Below are 21,901 nucleotides of genomic sequence, written 5' to 3'. Positions count from 1 at the left end.
TCACGAAATGCGCTGACCGTCCTCGTCGAGCAGAACGCAGCCTTCGGGATCGAAACCGAGGTCGATCGCCTCGCCTTCGCGAAGGACGCGGCCGGTGATCGGCGCGTTGGCGCGGATGATCGTCATGCCGCCGATGTCGATCTCGTAGATGGCGCTGCCGCCCAGATACGAGGCCGAGACGACACGGCCGGACAGCCTGTTGGGGCCTGCCGCCGCGCCGACCGATAGTTTCTGCGGCCGCAGCACGACAGTGACCTTGCTGCCCTGTGCAGGCGGCCTTGGGCAGGCCACCTCGACCGTCTGGCCGGAGGTAAGCGCCACCGCCATTGCCTGGCCCGACCGGCTCACGGTCCCGGCCAGCATGTTGGCCTTGCCGAGGAAGTCGGCGACGAACGCCGTGGCCGGCGTCTCATAGACCTCCTGCGGGGTTCCGATCTGCTCCACCGCGCCGGCGTTCATCACCACGATGCGATCCGACATGGAGAGCGCTTCCTCCTGGTCATGGGTGACGAAGATGGCGGTGATGCCGGTTTCCTTCTGGATCTTCTTGATCTCGACGCGCATCTCCTCGCGCATGTTGGCGTCCAGCGCCGACAGCGGCTCGTCGAGCAGCAGCACCTGCGGCTCGAAGACGATGGCGCGGGCGAGCGCGATGCGCTGCTGCTGGCCGCCCGACAGTTGCGACGGCAGCTTCTTCTCGCTGCCCGGCAGCCGCACCATTTCGAGCGCCTGGCCGACTCGGCGGGCGATCTCGGGCTTCGGCACGTTGCGATACTTCAGGCCGAAGGCGACATTGTCGAAGACGTTCTTGTGCGGGAACAACGCATAGCTCTGGAAGACCAGGCCGATGTTGCGCTTGTAGATCGGCACATCGTCGACCCGGCGCCCGTCGATCATGATCTGGCCACCCGAAATGTCGACCAGGCCGGCGATGGAGCGCAGGATCGTCGTCTTGCCGCAGCCCGAAGGCCCGAGCAGCGTGACGAAGCTGCCCTTGGCGATCGAGAGCGAGAAATCGCGCACGGCGACGAACTTGCCATAGGCGATGTCGATGTCGCGGAACTCGACCGCCGGCTGGCCGGTCCCGGCGCCGCTCGGAGCGGGTGCGCCCGCGCCGGGCCTTGCCACCCCGGCCGCTTCCGGCCGGGGCACTTCTGAAAGGTCGTTTCTGTCAGGCACCTTTCGAGATCCTGTTCCACTGCTTGGTCCAGGCGTCCTCGTTGGTCGCCCAGTAGACCGGGTCGGCGAAGGTCAGCGACTTCATCGTGCCGGTCTTGTCGAAGGCCGGCAGCTTCTCGATCTTCTCGGTGAGCTTGACCTTCGTCGGATCGAGCGACGGCGGATAGCTCTGGCCTTCGGCCACCGCGATGGCGGTCGCCGGGTCGAGCATGAAGTTGATCAACTCCTCGCATTCGGCCATCGGCGAGCCCTTCAGGATCAGCATGTCCTCCATCCAGGCATAGGAACCGGCCGGGTCGAGATAGCCGATCGGATGGCCCTGGTCCTGCAAGGCGGCGACGCGGCCCGACCAGGCGTCGGTCACCACGATCTCGCCCTTGGAAAGCAGGTCCATCAGCTCCGCGCCGGAACTCCAGAACTTCTTGGCGAGGTCGCGTGTCTCGCGCACCTTGGCCCAGATCGCGTCCATGTCCTTGAGGTTGTTGGGATCCTGTCCGGTGGCGAGCGCGGCGTACCAGACGCGCGTGGTCATGTCGGAGTAGCCGCCGACCTTGCCGGCATATTTCTTGTCGAGCAAAAGGGCGGCGCCCTTTTCCTTGGCTTCATCGGGCGAGATCACCTTGGTGTTGTACGCGATGCCGGTCGTGCCGTAGTCGTAAGGCACGGCCGAGAGTTTCGGCGTCAGCTTGCGGAACGGATCGATCATCGGCTGCAACACATTGGCCATGTTGGGAATGTTGGCCTCGTTGATCTCCGAGGTCAGGCCGCCGTTCACATATTTGATGTAGTAGTTGACGCCGGAGGAATGGATGACCTGGTAGTCTCCGGGCTTGGCGGTCTTGATCTTGGTGATGATCTCGTCCTCGTCGCCGAACGTGCCCTGGACCACCTTGATCTTGGTCTTGGCCGTGTAGGGCTTGAAGGCATATTTGTCGATCGCGTCCTGCACCGTGCCGCCCCAGCCGTCGAAGCGAACCTCCTCGACCGCGGCGAGCGCCTGCCGCATCCAGGGCATGTCGAGACCGACCGCGGCCGCTGCGGCGGCGGTCAGCGTCAGGAAAGTGCGGCGGCTGAGATCGCCGTTTTGATACCTATCGTGCAGCCGTTCAAGCCGCTTGCCGTTGGACAATTTCATCGTGCTTCCTCCTTTGGTTCGTCGCGTCGTTTCAATCTGGTCAGGCTTTGCAGGATCAGGCCGCCGAGCAGCGGGATGCCGACGGTCACCAGGATCATCACGGTGCCGAGCGCATTGATTTCCGGGCTGATCGAGATCTTGAGCATCGACAGGATCTGGGTGGGCATGGTCTCGACGCCCGCCGGCCGCCAGAACAGGCTGGCCGAGGTGTTGTCGAACGAGATGGTGAAGGCGAGCAGCGCGCCGCCGACGACGGCAGGGATAAGCAGCGGCAGCGTGATCTCGCGGAAGGACGAGAAGCGCGAGGCGCCGAGCGAGAGCGCCGCCTCCTCATAGACGCGGCGGATGCCGACCATGCGCGCCTGGGTGATCAGCACCACATAGGGCACGGCGAGCAGGATGTGGCCGAGCACCAGCAGAAGCATGGTCCGCGGCTGGTCGACCGCCTTGATCAGCACCAGAAGGCCGACGCCGAGGATGGTCTCCGGCACCAGCGCCGGCAGGATCACCAGCGTGCTCAGCGCCTGCTTGCCGCGGAATTCGAAGCGCACCAGCGCAAACGACGTGACGACGCCGATGGCCGTGGTGACGGCTGATGTGACCAGCGCGATCCACAGCGAGGTGCGGAAGGCGGCCAGCACCGGCTCGTTGGCCATCAGCTTGCCGTACCATTGCAGGCTGAAGCCGGTCATCGGGAAGCCGCCGAACATCGAGGCGTTGAACGACAGGATCACCGTCGCCACGATCGGCGCGAACATGAAGATGTAGACGCAGACCGTGACGAGGCCGGTCAACCGCCAGGCCCATCTGCCTTCCTCTTTGCGCCGCGCCTTCATCCGCCCAACCCTTTGACGATCTGCGACATGCCCATGAAGCGCGTGTAGATGGCGGCGAAGAAGCCGAGCACGAGGAACAGCACGATCGAAAGCGTGGCGCCCATCGGCCAGTTCAGCTCGCTCATGATGGTGTCGTAGATCAGATTGCCGAACAGCGCGTCGCGGCCGGAGCCGAGCAGCTGTGGCGTGACATAGCTGCCGGCGGCCAGCACGAAGCAGAGCAGCAGGCCCGCCGCCAGGCCCGGCAGCGAAAGCGGCAGCGTGACCTCGCGGAACGCCTGCGCGCTCGTGCAGCCCATCGAGCGGGCCGCCGAAATCAGGGTGCGGTCGATACCCTCGAGGCTGACATAGACGTTGAGGATCATGTAGGGCAGCAGGAAGTGCAGCATGCCGAGGATGACCGCGCCTTCGTTGTAGAGCATCGGCAGCGGCTCGCTGATGATGCCCAGCTTCAGCAGCGCGACATTGATGACGCCCTGTTCGCCCAGGATGTTGATCCAGGAAAAGGTGCGGATGGTGAAGCTGATCCAGAACGGCACGATGAGCAAAAGCAGCAACAGCCACTTGTGCTTGAAGGTCGTCGCCCAGATGAAATAGGCCGGGAAATAACCCAGCACCCCGCAGAGCAGCGCCGTGATGGCGCCGACCCGCAGCGTCTTTAAGAGGAAGCCGGCATAATAGCTGTCGCTCAGGAATTCGTGCCAGTTCGCCGTCGTCAGTGCGCTGGTTTCCACGCCGGCGGTGACGAAAGTGAAGAAGGTGTAGGCCGCCATCACGGCGATCGGCAGCACCAGGAAGAAGATCAGCAGCAGCAGCACCGGCGCGACCAGAAGCCATGCCAGCCGTGGATCATACAATGTCCATCGTCGTTTCATGAGCACCCGGTGCGCTTTCTTTGAAGCGCCTGTTTTGTTCCCGGGCCAAGATTGGGTGATTGATGGCCCGATGTCTACACCAGGCGATTGAGCCAGCGGACATCGGGCGCGTCGCCGGCTGCGATCGCCGCCGAAACACTGTCGGCGGACGGCATCGCAGCGGCTTCGGTAGGCGAAGCTCAGCCCTTCGCGATGCCGCGTGCGATCAGCCGTGCCAGGCGCTCGGAGAATGCCCTGGCGTCGGCCGGCTTGTCGCCGTCGAGCACGCGCGCCTCGTCGTAGAGAAGATGGGCCGCGTCGTCCTTGAAGGCCTGGTCCTCGTCGCCGAGGCCGGCCAGCGCCAGCACGCGCTCATGGCGTGGATTGATCTCCAGGATGGGCTTGGCCGCCTTGTCGAGGCGGCCGGCGGCGTTCATCAGCCGCTCGAACTGCCGGTCGGGACCATGCTCCGGAGCGACCAGGCAGACGGCGCTCTCGGTCAGGCGGTCGGAGGCCTTCACATCCGAGACGGCATCGCCAAGCGCCGATTTGACGAAGGCCAGGAAGCCGTCGACCTCGGGCGCTGCCGTCACATCCGGCTTCTTGGCGTCGTCGAGCAGCGGGATGTCGGACAGTTCGGCGACGCCTTGCGTCACCGACTTGAACGGCTTGCCGTCGAAGTCCGGCGCCATCGTCACCCAGAAACTGTCGACGGGGTCGGTCAAGAGCAGCACCTCGATGCCGCGCGCCTTGAACCCTTCGAGCTGCGGCGAGGCTTCGAGCCGGGCGCGGTCGTCGCCGGCCATGAAGAAGATCGCCTTCTGGCCTTCCTTCATCGCCGCGACATAGTCGGCAAGGCCGCGCCAGCCTTCGCCCGAGGCGGTCGAATGGAAGCGGGCGAGCTTCAGCAATTGCTCGCGCCGCTCGTAATCCTCGTAGAGCCCTTCCTTCAGGACGACGCCGAAATTCTCCCAAATCTTGGCATAGGCCTCGGCCTCGTTCTCGGCCAGCTTGGCGAGGTCGCCGAGCACGCGGTTGGTCAGGCCCTTGCGGATGGAGGCCAGCAGCGGGCTTTCCTGGATCATCTCGCGCGAGACGTTGAGCGGCAGGTCGGCGGAATCGACCAGCCCACGCACGAAGCGCAGATAGCGCGGCAGAAGGTCGGCATCGTCGGTGATGAAGACGCGGCGCACATAGAGCTTCATGCGGCCCTTGCGGTCCTGGTCGAACAGATCGAACGGCCGCGAGCCGGGCACGAAAGCGAGCACGGAGTATTCCTGCCGGCCCTCGGCGCGGAAATGGATGGTGGCGGCCGGCTCGTCATACTGGCCGGCGACGCTGCGGTAGAAATCGGTGTATTCCTCGGGCTTGATCTCGCTCTTCGGCCGCACCCAGAGTGCCGTGCCGTCGGCGATGTCGCGCGCCTCGGCGCCTGGCTTTTCGACGAGCGTGATCGGCACCGGCACATGGCCCGATTGCGACTTGGCCAGCTGCTCCAGCCGGTAGGAGCCGGTGTAGGATACGGCGTCGGCCATCAGATGCAGCACGACGCGGGTGCCTCGCTTCGGTGCGGCTTCAAGAGGGGCCGGCGCGATCTCATACGAACCCTTGCCGTCGGACGACCAGCGCCAGGCTTCCTCGCTTCCGGCGAGGCGGCTGATGACATCGACGCGGTCGGCCACCATGAAGGCGGAATAGAAGCCGACGCCGAACTGGCCGATGAGTTGCGTGTCCTCCGTGCCTGAGCCGACGCGCTCGATGAAAGCGCGCGTGCCCGAGCGGGCGATCGTGCCCAGCGCCTCGGCCATGTCGCCGCGGCTCATGCCGATGCCATTGTCCTCGACGGTGATCTCTTTGTTGTCCGGATCGGCCGAAATCGAAATGCGCGGCTTGGGATCGTCGCCCAGCAATTCGGGGTGGCTGACGGCCTCGAAACGCAGCTTCTCGCAAGCGTCGGCGGCGTTGGAGATCAGCTCGCGCAGGAATACGTCCTTATCGGAATAGACCGAGTGCACCATCATGTGCAGCAGCCGCGAAACATCCGCCTCGAATGCCCTGGTTTCCGTCGCTTTCGTGTCCGTCGTCATTCAGATTTTCCCACGCTGTTCATCCGCCCGCCGCGCCGGGCGCGTTCGGGACTTTCCTTTCAACCATTTTTTGCGATGCTGGCAACTGCGTTCAGTGTGCCAGCGCGCCGACGATATGGTGGTGGGATGCGAAGGCGACAAGGGTGAGAGCTGCACGCCGGCGGCGAAACTGCGATCTCCCCCTCGTGGGGGAGATGGCCGGCAGGCCAAAGGGGGGGCGTGAAGGAACTCGGCCTTGCCTGTTTGCTGGGCTCAGCGGTGACCGCTTCTTCCAAAGGTACAGCAATCCAACGCTATGAGACGTCGGCGGGTCAGCGCCCCCCTCTGCCCTGCCGGGCATCTCCCCCACGAGGGGGGAGATCGGCAGCGTCAGCGTCGCGCCTACTTCCCCGCCATGTGATCCGCCAGCGCCTGCGCCTGCGCAAGTAGCGCCGGGTAGGCCGGGGTATCCGGCAGGCTCTTGCCCATGCAGGCGCGGAAGTCGTTGTCGCCTTTCGTCCAGGCGGCGTTGGCGGCGTCGGATGTGTTTTCGTCGCTGTCGTCGGTGGCCTGCTTGGCGAGTTTCTGGGCGGCGGCGTCGGCGGCGGTCCACGCCGCGTCGCAGGCCGCGATCTTCGGGACGGGCGGTGTCGCGGGCGCTTCGGCGATCAGGACGCTGTTGCCCTTGACGACTGTGACGACGACCTCCTGGTCGGAGTTCGGTCCGATATCCTGTGCCCAGCCGCCGAGGCGGGCGATCGCCATGTCGGCGCCGTCAGGCTTCTTGAGCGCGAAGTCGAGCGTGCCGGTGAAGGCGGCGTCGCTGCCGATGGCCTGGGTGTAGAAGGCATCGAGCTTCAGCGCCGCGTCGAAGCTGGTGGGCAGTTTGAGATCGGCGTCCGTCTCGGCGGCGCGCGACTTAAGCCAGTGCTCGACCAGCCCGCGCGTCGAGGCTACGATGCTGGGACCATCCTCGGTGCCGTGGCGCAGCCCGTCCAGCATGCCGAAGCCGACATCGGAGGAACTGAGGCTTTCGATGTTGATCTTGCCGGCGGCCGGAAAATCCTTGACCGTGAAAGGCCCGAGCAGGGCGGAAAGCCGCTTTTCGAGATCGGCGCGGGCCTTTTCATTGGCCGCATCGAGCGTCTCCACCGGTGCGTTCGTGCTCTCCATCGCCGCGATGTCGGCAATCGCCTTGTCGCGCGCGGCTATATAATCGTCCTCGGGCGAGGCGGCGAAGGCAGCACTGCTCGCAAGGGCAAACATGACCGTCCAGACCAACCGCATGACAGAACCTTTCTTCGTGGCGGATCAACAGGCCAGGCAGCCATCGGGCAGCTTTGCGGCTATTGCGCGGCAGAAAACGCCGAGGCGAAACATCCTGAACGGGGAGGCATGGCAAGCGCTGCCATTAACCATCGATTAACTATCCGGTCGCCTTTGAATCAAATTTGATGGATACTGTTTTTAGGCCAAACGAGGCTGCTCAAGAGGCCGGGGAAGACAGTAATTGCAAGCTTGGCGCGCCACTTTCGGTCGCGCGGCAGGCTGAAATCAAAGAAGAAGCGACGGACCACCGTCGCCTTGCGGGGAGGCGTCAGCATCATTCTTGATGAGGATCGCCAGAATGAAGATCGAAGACGCAGTGACCGCTGTAACAGCCGAGGCCAACGCGCTCATGTCCTGCCTCGGCCAGCCCGTGGTCGCCTATCACGTGACGGAAATCATGCGAGAGGCCAATCTGGAACACGCCAGGCGGATGCAACTCGCCCTGATGCAGCGAAGCATCGAGGCGCTGGTCGATGACGGGCTGGAGGATATCGCCGCGGAGCGGTATGTTTCGCAGTTCCACGGTCATCTAGGCTCGACGTGGAGGCTGCTGCACGCTTCGGATGGCGTGGCGCATTGAAGGAATGGACCAGATCGTAGGGATACGGCTTGGCTCACGCCTTCTGCCTGGTCAGCCGCTCCAGCGCATCCACGATCAGGTCGCAAAACTTCGCGTGGTCCAGCTTCATCGCCACGGTGTGGCGGAAGTCGGTCTGCTCGCTCGCCGTGCCGCCGAAATGGCGCATGCCGCCCATTTTCTCGAAATTGCAGACCGTCATGCCCTTGGTCCAGCGGCCGGCGATTTCGACGCGGATGTCGGCCCTCTCGGTGATGAAGATGGTCGGGTCGATCATGGCCGCGACGCAGCAGGCGTCATGGATGGCGGGATACTCGATCTGCAGCAGGCCGCCATGCGTGGTCGCAATGAACGCCCAGATATCGAGGATGAACCTGGCCATCGGGCCGCCGACGGCGCGCACCCTGTCCTGCAGGTCCGGAGTGGCCAGCGCCTGGTGCGTGAGGTCGAGCCCCACCATGGTGACGTCCCAATCGGCGCGAAACACCACGTCGGCGGCCTCCGGGTCGGCATAGACGTTGAACTCCGCCGCCGGCGTGATGTTGCCCCGCGTAAAACTGCCGCCCATCGCGACGACCCGCTTCACCCGTTCGACGATGCGCGGGTCCTTGCGCACGGCGAGCGCGATGTTGGTGTAGGGACCGACCGGCACCAGCGTCACCGTCTTCGGCTCATGCGCCATGACTGTGTCGATGATGAAGTCGACGGCATGCCGCTTGTCGAGCGCGAACGAGGCGGGCGGCAGCACGGGGCCGTCGAGCCCGGTATCTCCGTGGATCTCGACGGCCAGCACCTGATCGATGATGAGCGGGCCGGGAGAGCCCTTCGCCACAGGCACCTTGATGCCATAGGCGGTGCACACGGAAAGCGCATTGCGCGTGGTGTTCTCGACATTGTGGTTGCCCGAAACCGTGGTGATGCCGAGGAGATCGATCTTGGGGTTGCCGGCCGCGAGCAGGATGGCGATCGCGTCGTCATGCCCGGGGTCGCAGTCCAGGATGATCTTTTCCATGGTGGGCACCTCCCTTGTCGGCCGAACTGTGGGCACAAGAGGCTGGCGCGCGCGCGCAGTCAAGGTTTTGCGCTCGACCACTCCAGAGCTCGTTTGCTCCCCGCGCGGGTCCGGACGGCCAAGCCTCTTATGGAGACCGCCCGCCGGTGCATCGCCGTTGCTGATTCAAACAGAGCCGTCTTTGCCGCATGGAGCAGGGGAAAGCTTCATTCGTTCGTTCGAATGACAACAAGCAGGGAAATAGGAGGTAGCGTCCAGGTGACGCGGCATCCCAGCGCCGTGGCTCGAACTAAGTGGAGAATACGATCGCGGTGAGGGTCGCGCCAGGTGGAGTCAAGTGATGAATCATTTGCAGGGTACCAGGTCCAAATGTCTGCGCTTTGACTTCACCTTTACCGAACGACCGCCTTCGATTTTGCTTCACGGGATATGTGGCAGCGGGCGTAACGCTGTGCTGCCCCTCGTTTCGTCACTCCTCATTTTGCTGTTTGCGTCTCCGGCAAACAGCCAGCTGGCGCCCGATGCGTCCGCAACTGCCGCGGCCAATGGCCGTTCGCCGGTCGCGGTTTCGAACCGCACCGATATCGCGAAAGACGAGGGTGAGCAGGCCTTGCGCCGCGAACTGGCCGCGGCTCGGGCCGAGTTGGCCAGGCAAGCGCAGGCCCTGAAAGCGCAACAGCAGACGGACGCAGCGCTCACGCTCAATCTGGAGACGGCGCAGCGTGCCATCGAAGATTTCAGGGCGGAAGCCAGCCTCTGGGACAGCAAGAAAGCCTCTATGCCTGAAGCGCCTCCCTCCGGGGATGGCTCCCAGGCTGCCACGAAGCAGGCGCTTGATGAGCAAAGCCATAAGGTCGGGCTGCTGGAACAGGAACTCGCCACGGCTCGTCAGACGATCGATGCTCTCAAGACAGCCGCAAATCTGTCTGTGGCGCAGCAGGCCGAGGCCGTGAAAGACCGGCAACAGGCCGACGCCGCCGCGAAGCAGGCGCTGGATGAGGAGCGCCATAAGGTCGGGCTTATGGAACAGGAACTCGCCACGGCCCGTCAGACGATCGATGCGCTCAAGGCAGGCGCAAATCTGGCCGTTGTGGACCAGGCCAAGGCCGTGAAGGACCGACAACAGGCCGATGCCTCTTCAAACCAGGCTCGCAAAGCGCTCGAACTGGAACGTCAGCGAGCAGATTCAGCCATGCGTGACCTCGACATCGCCCGCAAGGAACGCGACACCCTGAAGCAGAGCTCGATGGATTTGAGCGCGGCGCTCGAACAGGAGCGCGAAAGAGCCAACGGCCTGGCACGCAGTCTCAGCGCCGCGCGCGAGGAAATCGACAGCGCCAAGATCGACAGTATGAAGGAAAAACGTCGGACCGCGGCCGCGGTGCGTGCGCCTAAAGCAGGTGCCTCCAAGACCGCGCTCGCAAGTTCACCGTCGCGCCCGGTTGCAGCCCGTAAGCCGGGCGTGCTGAAAAAACGCAAGGTGAAGGGTCCAAAGCCGCCGCAGCCTGTCATGATGGCAACCTTCGCTCTTCCCCCCGCATTGCTGCCAACCCGCCCACTTTCGCAGTGAAAGACAGGTGAGCGAAATGCACGGCGCAGGGAGGATGACATTGAAAAAATACTTCGTGGCCGCGTTGACGATCGGCATCGCGATCGGGCCTGCCTCGGCTCTCGATGCGGGTTTAGGCGGTAAAGTCGGCGGCGTCGGGATAGGCGCCGGAGTGAGCGCCGGTTCGCAAGGCGCATCCGTAGGGGTGGGCGCGAGCGTCGGCGGTGTCGGCGGAGCAAATGTCGGCGCCTCGGTCGGCGCAGGCAACGTAGGCGTCAGTGCCGGCGGTAACGTTGGCTCCACAGGCGGAGGCCTTTCGACAGGTGTCGGCCTGGGCGCCGATCCATCCGCCGGAAACGGATCGGCGGCCGCTGCCAGCGGTTCGGCCGCCACGGCAGCCAGTGGTTCTGCCGCGACGGGCACGGGTTCTGCCGCGACGGGCACTGGATCTGCCGCGACGGCCACTGCCACGACCGCCACTGCCAGGACCGCCAGGCCATCGATCGCCCTGCCGCCCGTCCTCAGGCCTTCCAGAGCCGGCCAGGGCGACCTCACCAGGGGATATCCCTTTGCACCCCTGGAAGCACTGAAAGCGAAACCCGGCACGCCAGTCGCGGTCGTGCAAGCCTGTCGCGCGGCGATCCTGTCCGCCGCCAAGCCGCTTGGCGCCGTCCGTGTCCGCGCGGTCAGCGCAGGTGCCTTGCGTCGACGTGGGGGTGCGCTGACGGCGCCGATCCAAGTGCGAATAGACTATGCGGGACGCGGTGGCATCGAAATCCGGCAAGCGCAAGTCGGCTGTCGCCTCGATGCGGCGGGCAGGGTGATAGCGGTAAAATAGACCCGATCTGCAACAGGGCACGCGGCGCTCCGCCGGCGTCGCCCGAGTTGGACCGGCATATGCGGCCCCGCTACCCCTTCCGCTTCTCCACCTCAGCCTTCCGCAGCAAGAACCGCTGGATCTTGCCGCTCGGCGTCTTCGGCAATTCCGCGACGAAATCGATTTCGCGCGGATAGGCGTGGGCCGAAAGCCGCTTGCGGACATGTTGCGCCAGTTCCTCGGCCAGTTCCGGGCTACCCTGATAGGCGGGCGCCAGGATGACGAAGGCCTTGACGATCTCGGTGCGCTGCGGGTCGGGCACGCCGACCACCGCCGCCTCGTTGACCGCGGGATGTTCGATGAGCGCGCTTTCGACGTCGAAGGGGCCGATGCGATAGCCCGACGAGGTGATGACATCATCGGCGCGGCCGATGAAGGAGACCGAGCCGTCCGGCTCATATTCCACCGTGTCGCCGGTGCGGTAATAGCCGCCTGCGATCGCCGGCGTCTCGGCCTGGTGGTAGCCGTCGAACCAGCGCAGCGGCGAGTTGGCGATGTCGACGGCGAGGATGCCGGGCTGGTTAGGGCCGAGCTCGTTGCCTTCATGGTCCAGCACCACCATGCGATAACCCGGCATGGCAAAGCCGGCCGAGCCCGCGCGCACGGAATGCGAAAGCCCATGGTGGTTATTGACCATCATGCCGTTTTCGGTCTGGCCGTAATGGTCGTGGATAGGGGCGGCGAGATGGGCGTCGAACCAGCGGATCACTTCCGGGTTGAGCGGCTCGCCGGCGCTGCTCACCACCCGCAGCCGTCCCTTGATGCGGGCGGCAGCTTCAGGCCCTTCGGCGAGCAGCAGGCGGAAGGCGGTGGGCGAGCCGGCAAGGCTGGTGACGCCGAGCCGCTCGATGATTTCATAGGTGCTTCCGGCGGCGAAGGCGCCTTCATTGAAGGTTGTGGCGATGCCGAGCAGCAGCGGGCCTGTGATGGCGTAGTAAAGGCCATAGGCCCAGCCGGGATCGGCGATGTTCCAGAAGACGTCGTCGGGCCGCAGTCCGATCGCATCGCGCATGTAGGCGCCGAAGGCCAGCAGCGCGCTGAGCGGCACCGGCACGCCCTTGGGCAGGCCCGTCGTGCCTGAAGTCGACATCATCATGAACAGGTCGTCGCCCTTGCGCATGACGGGTTCGCAATCGGGGGAGGCAGAGGCAAGCGCGGCGCGGAAGTCGATGTCGCCCTGGGGCAAGGCATCGCCAGCACCAAGAATGGTGGCGATCGGCGGGCAGTTCTCGATCTCGTCGAGCTTGCCGCGATTGGCCGGATTGGTCACCACCAGCTTGGCGCCGCTGTAGCCGAGGCGGTGCTCGATCGCCTTCGGGCCGAAGGCGGTGAACAAGGGCTGGTAGACGGCGCCGATGCGCCAGGTGCCGAGGATGAGCACGACGAGTTCGGGAATGCGCGGCAGCATGCCGGCGACGACATCGCCGGGACCCACGCCTGCATCCTTGAGCAGGTTGGCGACGCGGCCCGACATATCGGCGAGGTCGTCGAAGCTGAACAGCCGGAGTTCGCCGCCGGCCGAGATCGCGCGCAGCGCCAGCCGGTTCTCACCGGTATGGCGGCCGCAGCATTCGACATAGGCGTTGATGCCGGTCGCCGGGTCGCCGTCAAGCCTGGCGATCTCATCCTCGATGCGAAAGCGCGCGACGGCGTCCTCGTAGCGTGGCAAGCCGGTCATGTCAGTCCTCCCTGGCGGCGCTCCATCTCCCCATGGCGCGCCTTCATCAGTCAGATTGCCTGAAATCGTGGTGATGGTCGATTGCGACGAAGGTGGACCGTGAGGCGGCAGGCATTGGCCTCGGTTGCACCGGCCTGTATCATAGCCAGGTGAATGCTGGAGAGGAGGCTCGGACGTGCGGCTGGAACGGAACCTCTGCCACTGGCGAATCTGGCTCTGCATCGCCGTATTGGCGCTTTGGCCGCGTGCTGCGTCGGCCGACGCCATTGCGCCGGAGCGCATCGCTGTCGCCTTGTCGAAGCTCGAAGCGCTCGCCCAAGGCGCCGTCGCGGGCGGCGGGGTGCCCGGTCTCGCCATCGCGGTGGTGCACGACGATGACGTGATCTTCCTGAAGGGTTTCGGCCATCGCCAGGCCGGCAAGCCGGAGGCGGTCGACGCCGACACGGTGTTCCAGATCGCCTCGCTCTCCAAGCCGGTCTCCGCCACCGTCGTGGCGGCGCTGGTCAGCGACGGGATCGTGTCCTGGGATTCGAAGATCGCCGACCTCGATCCGGCCTTCCGGCTGGCCGATCCCTATCCGACCAGCCAACTCACCGTCCGCGACCTGTTTTCGCACCGCAGTGGACTGCCCGGAACCGCCGGAGACGACCTCGAGGACATAGGCTACGACCGCGCCGAAATCCTGCATCGCCTGCGGTTCGTGCCGCCATCGTCGAGCTTCCGTGCCGGCTACTCCTACAGCAATTTCGGATTGACCGAGGGCGCCGTCGCGGCCGCCATGCCGACAGGCAAGTCCTGGGAGGAGGTCGCCGAGGAGAAGCTCTACCGACCGCTTGGCATGGCCTCGACCAGTTCCCGTCATTCGCACTTCGTCAAGCACGCCGATCGTGCCGCGCTGCACATCAAGGTCGATGGCGCCTGGGCCGCCAAGATAGAGCGCAATCCGGATGCGCAGGCGCCCGCGGGCGGCGTCAGCTCGACCGCGCGCGATCTTTCGCAATGGGTGCGCCTCATCCTCGGCAACGGGGTCTATGCCGGCAAGACGCTGATAGCGGCCGATGCGCTCGATCAGACGCATGTGCCGCTGATGACGCGCGGCAAGAACCCTGTCTCCGGTGGCGCGTCCTTCTACGGCCTCGGCTGGAATGTCGAATTCGGCCGGCATGGCTTGAGCTGGGGCCATGCGGGTGCCTTCAGCGTCGGCGCACGCACGCTGGTGACGATCTTCCCGCAGGAGAAGCTTGGCATCGTCATCATCGCCAACGCCTTCCCGACAGGCGTGCCGGAAGGGCTGTCCGACAGTTTTGCGGACCTGGTCTTCGAGGGTTCGGTCCAGAAGGACTGGGTCAAGGCATGGGACGATATCTATGCCGGAATGTTCGGCCCGGCGGTCGCGGCGGCCAAGGCCACCTATGCCGCGCCGCCATCTCCGGCAAGGCCAGCCAGGCCGGCAAGTGCCTATGCCGGCCGCTACGCCAACGACTTCTTCGGCAATGCTGTCGTGGCGAGTGCCGGAGACGGCCTTGTGCTCAAGGTCGGCCCGGCCGGCGCCCGGTCCTATTCCCTGGCGCATTACGACGGTGATCTTTTTCTGACCTTCCCCGATGCCGAGACACCGGACAGGCCAACCAGCGTGAGCTTCGTCCTCGGCCCCGACGGCAAGGGGTCGGCCATCACTATAGGCTTCCTCGACGACAATCATCTGGGCACGCTGCGGCGTGTGGGTGACTAGGGGCTGACAGGGGCAACGAGCGGCGCCCGGTCGCAGATCTTGTGCCGCAGCTCATCGTTCCAGATATACTTGCCCGATGTCGGATCGTCGCAAAGATTGATGCGATGGTTCACCGCACCGTACTGCCACAACACGATCGCGATGGACGATAGTGCCAGCGCTGGAAGCAGCCCCCACCTGACAAGCGATCGGATTTTTCTCACGGCGCATTACTGAGGTGGACTTTACGAAAACGGTGTCCATTTTGCTCCTGCATTGCGGACGCTACGCGGAGCTAGATTGCATTCCCGGGGCCTTGGGTGCCGGTCCGAATAGGTTTGAAATGTCCGCTACCGGTCCCCAATCGTATCACGCGGAGCGGCACATCATGGACCACTTGAATCTGCTGCAAAAATCGCTGCGTGTGGCAGGCTAATTGGCTGGGGCAACAGCGATCTAACCGAGACTCTCGGCTCCGCACTGCGCCGGGTTGCTCCAGAAGGCTCCGGCATAGCGACCCATCGCGCCAAGTTGCGCGGCGAGCATGTGATATCCTTGGTGAACGGTGGCTCCTTGGTCTTTAGCGATCTGCAGGAGTTCTGTTTCGGCCGGGTTCATCATTGCTTCATTGTCGCCTCTGACAGGCATTGTCTAATTTTGCTTGATGCCATGCGGACGACTGCTTTTGCCATTCAATAGCAGACCGACCGCTTCCAGCCCATTTCAGACATTCGGTCTCAAGCGCACAGCTCCAACGGCCGACGGATTCCAACTGCCGGTGGCGCTATAGTTTGGCTAATTGGTCATGCCGCAGGCAAATCTTGCCGCGGATGGTCAATCATCCGGGTTCTTCGACATACGGTTGGTTCATCTCGGTCAGATGATGCGGAAGAAGGAGCCGTCATGCCGACATGAGCGATTCAATCTACCTGTCGCTACACCGAAATGTGGCTCGACCTTCGGCCCACTCACCTGGAATCAGTTCGGCATCCCGATTATAGCGCGCACAATGGGTTTGCGCCTTTCCGGCGACGGCCTGCATCCCGTCTGCCGTGACGTTCAGATAAGTGATGCTACGCGGAGTGGCTGCCAACTCCTTTGTTTGGCAACCACTAAGGCAAAGCCAACAACAACGAACCATGCCAATTGTTGGGTGCGAGCGCCTGTCTCCGTTTCGGTTCCAAGGATGTGCATTGGATCGTTTCTGCTGTTGTAAGCGTCGACCACGCGCTCAGCGCTGCGCTCACAGTGTGAGCGGCGGCAGCGCTCCATGGGCAAACTCGCAATCGAGGTTCCAAATCCCGGCGTTCTGGCGTACGCGCAAAAATGTCGCGCCGTCGCCAGCGGGTGGCGGTATCGCGTTGACGACGCACTTGTAGGTGGATGCGCCGTCCACGATATCGAACGTCTCGCTCATGACGATGTCCGCGTCGATACTGTTTGCAAACGGAAAGGGAGCGTATAGCGCGGCGGTGTGTACGGAATGCACGCGGGTGATTGAGTTGCCGGAGGCATCAAGCAGGTCCACGGTGGCGACATAGCCCCGATGTTCGTCGCCCGACAGAAACACTACGTGATCAATTTTGTTGACGGCGATATGAGCGAGCACCTCGCGCAGCGTGTTCGGATATCCGTCCCAGCCGTCGGAATGTATCGCACTCAGATTTGAGGGGTCGAGGCGTTCATCACGTTGCACCGCGCGCCGATGACGCGGGAGCAGCATGGCCGACGACACGACGAACTTCGGCACGAAATGGGACCCAGACTTTCGCAGCAGCCAACGTTTGAGTTCGCGCATGGTCCCCGGTGCAAACAACTCGGCACTCGCCAGACTCCCGACCCTGCGATGGGACCGTTCCGTACGTGTGTCGAGCATGAAGAAGTCAAAGCCATCGAATTTGAAGGTCCTTCTCCTGAACATTCCACGCTGGTATTTCCAATACGCCTTTAGGCCTAATGTTTTCTTCTCTTTGTTCTCGTTGTCGTCGGGGATCGCCTCCCAGTTGTCGTCGATCTCGTGGTCGTCGAGCAACATGAACGACGGAATCCGGCGCAATGCGTTGCGCACGTTCCGGTTTCGCAACCACGCCTCATAAGGCAGACGATATCGATCATCATGCGAACGCGGATCGTAGAGCCCAGCGGTCGGGTCGACATACACCTGGTCGCCTGCGAATACGGCAAACCGCGGCTTGATCCCCCCGCTCGCCTCGAGCCGCGCGACTATCTCGCCATAGGAACGGTATGCCACAGGCTCATCGATGAACCCAGCGGGATACTGGCACGATGCGAGCAAGAAACTTGTCCCGCCCGGTACGGGGGTTGGAGGCGGATACTGCGGCGGATCGTATGGGATAACGCCGTCCATGAGGTCGCGATCCTGCTCTATCAAGCGTGGGAGTGCGGCCACCCCGGTCGGCGTCTTCACCTCGAACCGCAGTGACGTCATAGTCCCGGGCGTGACCCCCGGCTGCAACGTAACGTCACGAGTGCCGTTGTTCTTGGAGTAGCCTTTCGACCGTGCGCTGAGTGGCTCGAGCAGCCGCGATGCGGCGTCCGCGATTATCTTGAATTGCGCGAACGTCTCCTTGCCTCCGACTATCCCGTCCTCAACAAATTTCTTCGGATCGAGCCGAAGGACAGTTTCGTCCACCGCGATGGCTCGGAAGTAACCGTCTGGTAACCCAACCTCGAGGGGCGGCAATACCTTGGGGTCGGGATAGGCGAGCAGCACGAGAAGCGCGTTGCCGGGATGAGCCGCGTCGTAGTTCGGCATCAGGGTCGGCAACGGAACTTCGAACGCGGCCCATCTATTAGCCGCTAGCTTCGGCGACTTGTAGACCACTATATGGTTGACGATGTAATTCTGTTCCCAGGGTGCGACCGGGTTATCTGGCCGCAGAATTTGGCCGCCGACAAGTTGGATGCGCAGCATCAGTGCAGCCACGGGTGCTCGAAGCGACGGCATCGCCCCGACCCGCACCACGAGCGCCGGCGTTTGCGGCCGCTCCTCGGTGATGATTGGCCCTATCCACGGGGGATATGCCGTCATCTCCGTGTCAGGTTGGACCTGGCGAGCGGGGCTAGGGTCGTCCAGGAATTGCTCGATCTCCCGGAACGTGGCGTGCCTTGTCGTGCCGACCAGCGCATCCTGATGCCCGGCCCCCGGATTGATCCACGACCGGCGGTAGTCGCGCCCGGCGTCATCGAGGATCTGCGACATGCGGTCCAACGTCGATACGTGCGACAACCCGTTCTCCGCACCGTGCACGCTAAATGTCGGAAAATTCCAGTGCTCAACAAATGTCTCGCGTGAGACGAGCTGGTTCTGGCCTCTGAAATTCGTCATCATCGAGTAGCGCGCGAAATGCAGTGCCGTCGACACGGTCCTCAAGCTTAGCGCGCCGAAATGCTCATCGATGTAGCGCAGCATCTCTGGTTCCATGTTGGCTACGTTGAAGTCCCGGCCGTAAAGCGCGTCCATGCGATGCCGCGTCCGAGTCCAAGGTGTACGTTTCCACGGCCAGAGTGGATTCTCGATTTCGAACTCCCCGACGGGATAGGGCATCGTTGAGAGCACCCGATCCAAGAGGTCATCGGCAAGCGTCGGATTCTTGGGATTGAATTCATAAGTGTCAGGTAGGAAATCGATCAGATACCGTACCACATAGGCGCGGAAGACGTTTGCCGGTGAGAAGACGACGAGCGGCCCGACCTGCGTGAACGCTGCTCGATGAACCAGATTATCGATCTTGCCTCCGAGCACAGCGATGCTGAACACGATGGTCCCCATGCAGTGCGCGACGACGTCGACCTTGTGGTCGAAAGACTCGCCGGCTGCCTTCACTATCACTTTCCGTACGTCTTGGTTGCCTATCTGGTCGAAGCTCCACGCGTCCTTTGCGGTGCGATGGACAGGGCTGGTCCTGAGATCGGCGACCCATACGTCGCGTCCACTTTTCCAAAGATGGCTCGCAAAATTCGGGTTCACCGCGTGATGAGCAAATGTGGTGCCCCCGGCGCTGTAGCCATGCAGCATCACGACCGGCCTTTTTTTGGTGCCGGGATGCGGATAACGCGTGACCAGCACTTTGCCCCGAGTAGGCTTGCCACCGATGTCCGGCTTCCTTGACCCGATCGGTATATCGATGATCTGCGCCTGGACTGAGCCAACCCCCGGGAGTTGCAGATTGGTGGGCGGCCGGAAATCGACGACGTCGTTTGCTGGGTCGACGTCCTTGTCGGGCGATCGAAAGCTCCAGATATGCTGGCCAAGCAGCAATCGCACGAAGTAACCTAGGAAAGTGGCAAGCTCGCCGATTGTGGCGACGCCGTCGCGCTGTCGCGTTACCCGAAACAGCGGCACGCCGATGCGGGCGAGATAACCCACGTCGAGTTTCAGCACGCAGTCGGCGGTGCTGCTCAGCCCAGGGAAACGTTCCAGCGAGACCTCCATGAGCTGGCGCCACGGATTGCAGCACCTCTCATAGGTGAAGGTTTTGGTGCCGACGATACGGTCGCCGGACAGTAGCAATTTGGCGTGCGCATCTGGTGGGCCGATCCTGAGATCGTACACGAGTGCTCGGATCTCGCCGGAACGGCTGGCGATCGCAAGGCCCGACTTAACGCGACTGAATAATCCTGGGCGGGATCCTGGGCCGACGTCATCGCCGACAATTGCCTGGTAGATATCGCGCAGGCCTCGATTCAGAACCCATGCCTTGCCCGCGCGCCACATGCGACCCAACACCCAGGTCTTCTGGCGCTCAAGCACCTTCAGGGTGCCCGTGAGTGGCGCGCTGAATTCAGCGATAGCTTCGAGTTTCTGTTCCCTTAGGCCTGCCGGATCCCAGCTCTTCTCGAGCAGATCCCAATCGGTTTGCGGGAACATGCGTATCATGCTGCGGGACAACAGCTCCGACTGGTCCGTGGCAACGTTCAACGTGGGGTCACCGCCATTGCTCGGCGTCAGATCGGCGAGCGCCGTGGGCCCAAAGCGCAGCGTCAATTCGACTACATACTCACGGTTTTCCCCATTCTTCAGCTTCACGCGCAAAGGGCCAACAAGCCGCTCGACGATTTCGACTTCCGTCCGGGGTGGTAGCGCCGGAGCATCGGTCGAGCGAAACACCGGTCGGGCCAGCGGTGCGCCGGCTACGGCGCGTCGTCCCAAGTCGTAGCCCCAGTCTTTGGCGAGCTTCTCAGCGGCGCGCAACGCAATCGCTGAGATGGTAAGTGCGGGATTGGTTCCGAGCGCGGTAGGGACGATCGAACCGTCAAGCACCACCAGACCGTCGTGGACGGCGCTTGTATTGTTCGTCGAGAACACCCGGCCGAGATGATCTACGACGCCCATCGCCCCAGTGTCGGCCATGGTGCAGCCGCCGAGCGGATGAACGGTTGTCAACGGCCCTCGTTTTTCCTGGAGAAGCCAAGTATGTTTTGACGGCAGTAGCTTCCAGAGAGGGTTCGCTATGACGCGTCCGCCCGAGTTCTTGGTGAGACCGGCGATCACCTCGATCTGCTTGTCGAAGACGGGCAGGTTCGGCAGCGTGCTCCAACGCATTCGCGCGATGCCGTCGCGGTCGCGGTCGGCAGGCGCCGCACCGTCCCTGTCGGCAATCCGAGCAGGCTCGAGTTCGATCGTACCAGCCGCTCCGTCGTCGGACATCACGGCGTAGAGCGCAGAACGCTCGATGCGTTGGTCCGACACGACATAGGCATCGTCTTTTGGGAAGCCTTGCTGGTGGGTTGACCAGTCGATCTCGTCGAGGGTGTGCAAGGTATTGACCGTCGCAAAAATTTCCGCGAATGCGATGCGAAGGGACGCCGGGACTGACATCTCCTCGATGAGAACGCCCGCTTCCTCGCGCAGGTCGATGATGCCCGTGATCGTCGGGCCGATCGCACGTTTGGATGGCTGGGTGGCATCGTTGGCTACGGTGTTGACGGATGCCCTGGTGCCATAGTCGGCGATCAGCATGTCACCGTTGGTCGAGCATCGCTTGCCGAGTTGCGCGCTCGAGAGCGGCAGGCCGATGATCTGCGATCGAAGCATTATCTCGGTGGATCCCAGCGTGCCTGCCGCCAACACCACCTTACCTGCCCGAACCCGCAATACGTCGCCGTCACGAGCACGAAGCGCGGCGTTGGTATGGACGCTGTTGACGATCCAGCCGGTCGTGCCGTCCTTCTCGATGCTTAGCACCGTCGCGCCGCTAAATATTTCTGCGCCTCTCTGCTGGGCACGCACGAGCAGATTGACATCGAGCGAGTTCTTTGCGCCGAAATTGCAGCCCGTTGCACAATCACCGCAACGCAGGCATTGGCTGAGTTTGACGTTGCCCGAGCTTTTAGTGTTGTTGGCCATCGCGACGGTGATCGCCGCTGGTCGGAAATTGTTGCGCGGCGCAATATCTCTGATTGATGTAAATTTTTGCGGCGCACCATCGACGTGGCTCTCGATTGTGTTCCGTGCACCATTTATGCTCCCGCCAAGCATGTCCGCCGCGCGCTTGAAGAATGACTTCCAGTCGGGCAAGCTCGCAAGTTGGCTCGGCCACCCCGTCTGGAATACCTTCTGCAAGGGGATTTCCATCACACCGGCATTGATCAGCGAGCCGCCGCCGATTCCACTGGCAACGACCGTTGTCACCTCAGGTCCAAGCCTGACGTCGAAGAGACCTTCCTTGTTTTTCTCGTGCCGAATGTGGCCTGGCAGTTCACCCAGACCGGTGGGGAACGAACCCGGCAAGTATTCCTTGCCGCGCTCCAGCACGCCCACGGTAACTGGTACTCCGTTCTTACGGCGGCCTGCAAATGTGGCCGCAGCGATCGCACCGCCGTAACCGCTGCCAATGATCAGGACGTCGAAGTGCTGGACCGCAGGGGTCTTTCGGACGCGATCGATGAGATGCTCAAAACCCTGAGAGATCCAAGCCGTTCGCGAGTTCGTGTCGAGCCCCGCGTCCCTCATCACAATCTCCCGGCGGCTATGTGCGAGCCATCACGAAGCGGTGAGAGGTTGAAGAAGCCTGCGTCCCCTATCTGCGGGAGGTCATCCGCCAATAAGTCGAAGTGGCACGAAACCCAGACCAT

General features: G+C 63.2%; 15 protein-coding genes. 5 read left to right on the top strand and 10 right to left on the bottom strand.

Annotation, left to right across the window (positions count from 1 at the left end):
• The 6 genes from ACVILI_RS25435 to ACVILI_RS25410 all read right to left on the bottom strand — a co-directional run bounded on the left by ACVILI_RS25435 (window position 1) and on the right by ACVILI_RS25410 (window position 7,336).
• On the bottom strand, window positions 1–1,179 hold the full coding sequence (locus tag ACVILI_RS25435) for an ATP-binding cassette domain-containing protein (RefSeq protein ID WP_038648156.1): 1,179 nt from the start codon (window positions 1,177–1,179) through the stop codon (window positions 1–3).
• Window positions 1,172–2,314, bottom strand: a complete 1,143-nt coding sequence (locus tag ACVILI_RS25430) for an ABC transporter substrate-binding protein (protein ID WP_019859479.1) — start codon at window positions 2,312–2,314, stop codon at window positions 1,172–1,174. Before ACVILI_RS25430 ends, ACVILI_RS25435 begins: the two co-directional genes overlap by 8 nt.
• Window positions 2,311–3,150: an ABC transporter permease gene (locus tag ACVILI_RS25425; protein WP_064981935.1), complete on the bottom strand. Its 840-nt coding sequence runs from the start codon at window positions 3,148–3,150 to the stop codon at window positions 2,311–2,313. Before ACVILI_RS25425 ends, ACVILI_RS25430 begins: the two co-directional genes overlap by 4 nt.
• The gene (locus tag ACVILI_RS25420) at window positions 3,147–4,025 is read right to left on the bottom strand and encodes an ABC transporter permease (protein ID WP_038648153.1); all 879 of its coding nucleotides are present in this window, start codon (window positions 4,023–4,025) and stop codon (window positions 3,147–3,149) included. The genes ACVILI_RS25425 and ACVILI_RS25420 overlap by 4 nt, the downstream gene beginning before the upstream one ends.
• Window positions 4,026–4,204: 179 nt before the next feature.
• Window positions 4,205–6,091 carry a molecular chaperone HtpG gene (htpG, locus tag ACVILI_RS25415; protein ID WP_038648151.1) on the bottom strand — a complete coding sequence of 629 codons (1,887 nt, stop codon included), beginning with the start codon at window positions 6,089–6,091 and terminating at the stop codon, window positions 4,205–4,207.
• A gap of 381 nt (window positions 6,092–6,472) precedes the next feature.
• On the bottom strand, window positions 6,473–7,336 hold the full coding sequence (locus ACVILI_RS25410) for a hypothetical protein (protein WP_236952348.1): 864 nt from the start codon (window positions 7,334–7,336) through the stop codon (window positions 6,473–6,475).
• On the opposite strand from ACVILI_RS25410, the gene ACVILI_RS25405 reads away from it, so the two are divergent.
• Window positions 7,335–7,496: a hypothetical protein gene (locus ACVILI_RS25405; protein ID WP_167626427.1), complete on the top strand. Its 162-nt coding sequence runs from the start codon at window positions 7,335–7,337 to the stop codon at window positions 7,494–7,496. The two genes, ACVILI_RS25410 and ACVILI_RS25405, sit on opposite strands and share 2 nt — an antisense overlap.
• Before the next feature lie 19 nt (window positions 7,497–7,515).
• Here the strand turns inward: ACVILI_RS25405 and ACVILI_RS25400 are convergent, their stop codons facing one another.
• On the bottom strand, window positions 7,516–7,677 hold the full coding sequence (locus ACVILI_RS25400; protein WP_240564477.1) for a hypothetical protein: 162 nt from the start codon (window positions 7,675–7,677) through the stop codon (window positions 7,516–7,518).
• Between the two features lie 20 nt (window positions 7,678–7,697).
• Between ACVILI_RS25400 and ACVILI_RS25395 the strand changes: the two genes are divergently transcribed.
• Window positions 7,698–7,979: a hypothetical protein gene (locus ACVILI_RS25395; protein WP_223217904.1), complete on the top strand. Its 282-nt coding sequence runs from the start codon at window positions 7,698–7,700 to the stop codon at window positions 7,977–7,979.
• Between the two features lie 34 nt (window positions 7,980–8,013).
• Here ACVILI_RS25395 and ACVILI_RS25390 read toward each other — a convergent pair whose 3' ends face one another.
• Window positions 8,014–8,988 (bottom strand): nucleoside hydrolase, encoded by a 975-nt coding sequence (locus tag ACVILI_RS25390; RefSeq protein WP_038648149.1) that lies wholly within the window; start codon window positions 8,986–8,988, stop codon window positions 8,014–8,016.
• 340 nt (window positions 8,989–9,328) lie between these two features.
• On the opposite strand from ACVILI_RS25390, the gene ACVILI_RS25385 reads away from it, so the two are divergent.
• Together ACVILI_RS25385 and ACVILI_RS25380 are read left to right on the top strand one after the other, a co-directional pair.
• The gene (locus ACVILI_RS25385) at window positions 9,329–10,558 is read left to right on the top strand and encodes a hypothetical protein (protein WP_141700958.1); all 1,230 of its coding nucleotides are present in this window, start codon (window positions 9,329–9,331) and stop codon (window positions 10,556–10,558) included.
• A 40-nt stretch (window positions 10,559–10,598) separates the two neighbouring features.
• Window positions 10,599–11,375 carry a hypothetical protein gene (locus tag ACVILI_RS25380; RefSeq protein WP_240564478.1) on the top strand — a complete coding sequence of 259 codons (777 nt, stop codon included), beginning with the start codon at window positions 10,599–10,601 and terminating at the stop codon, window positions 11,373–11,375.
• Window positions 11,376–11,445: 70 nt separating this feature from the next.
• On the opposite strand, the gene ACVILI_RS25375 is transcribed toward ACVILI_RS25380, so the two are convergent.
• Window positions 11,446–13,092, bottom strand: coding sequence for an acyl-CoA synthetase (locus ACVILI_RS25375; RefSeq protein ID WP_038648144.1), 1,647 nt, complete (start codon window positions 13,090–13,092; stop codon window positions 11,446–11,448).
• 175 nt (window positions 13,093–13,267) lie between these two features.
• Between ACVILI_RS25375 and ACVILI_RS25370 the strand changes: the two genes are divergently transcribed.
• Window positions 13,268–14,824: a serine hydrolase gene (locus ACVILI_RS25370; protein ID WP_240564479.1), complete on the top strand. Its 1,557-nt coding sequence runs from the start codon at window positions 13,268–13,270 to the stop codon at window positions 14,822–14,824.
• A gap of 1,222 nt (window positions 14,825–16,046) precedes the next feature.
• Here the strand turns inward: ACVILI_RS25370 and ACVILI_RS25365 are convergent.
• The gene (locus tag ACVILI_RS25365) at window positions 16,047–21,779 is read right to left on the bottom strand and encodes an alkaline phosphatase D family protein (RefSeq protein ID WP_038648138.1); all 5,733 of its coding nucleotides are present in this window, start codon (window positions 21,777–21,779) and stop codon (window positions 16,047–16,049) included.
• Between the last annotated feature and the right edge of the window lie 122 nt (window positions 21,780–21,901).

The sequence above is a fragment of the Mesorhizobium sp. USDA 4775 genome, from assembly GCF_054062655.1.
The sequence above is the reverse complement of the archived record's forward strand: the minus strand, read 5'-3'. Positions and strand labels throughout refer to the sequence as shown.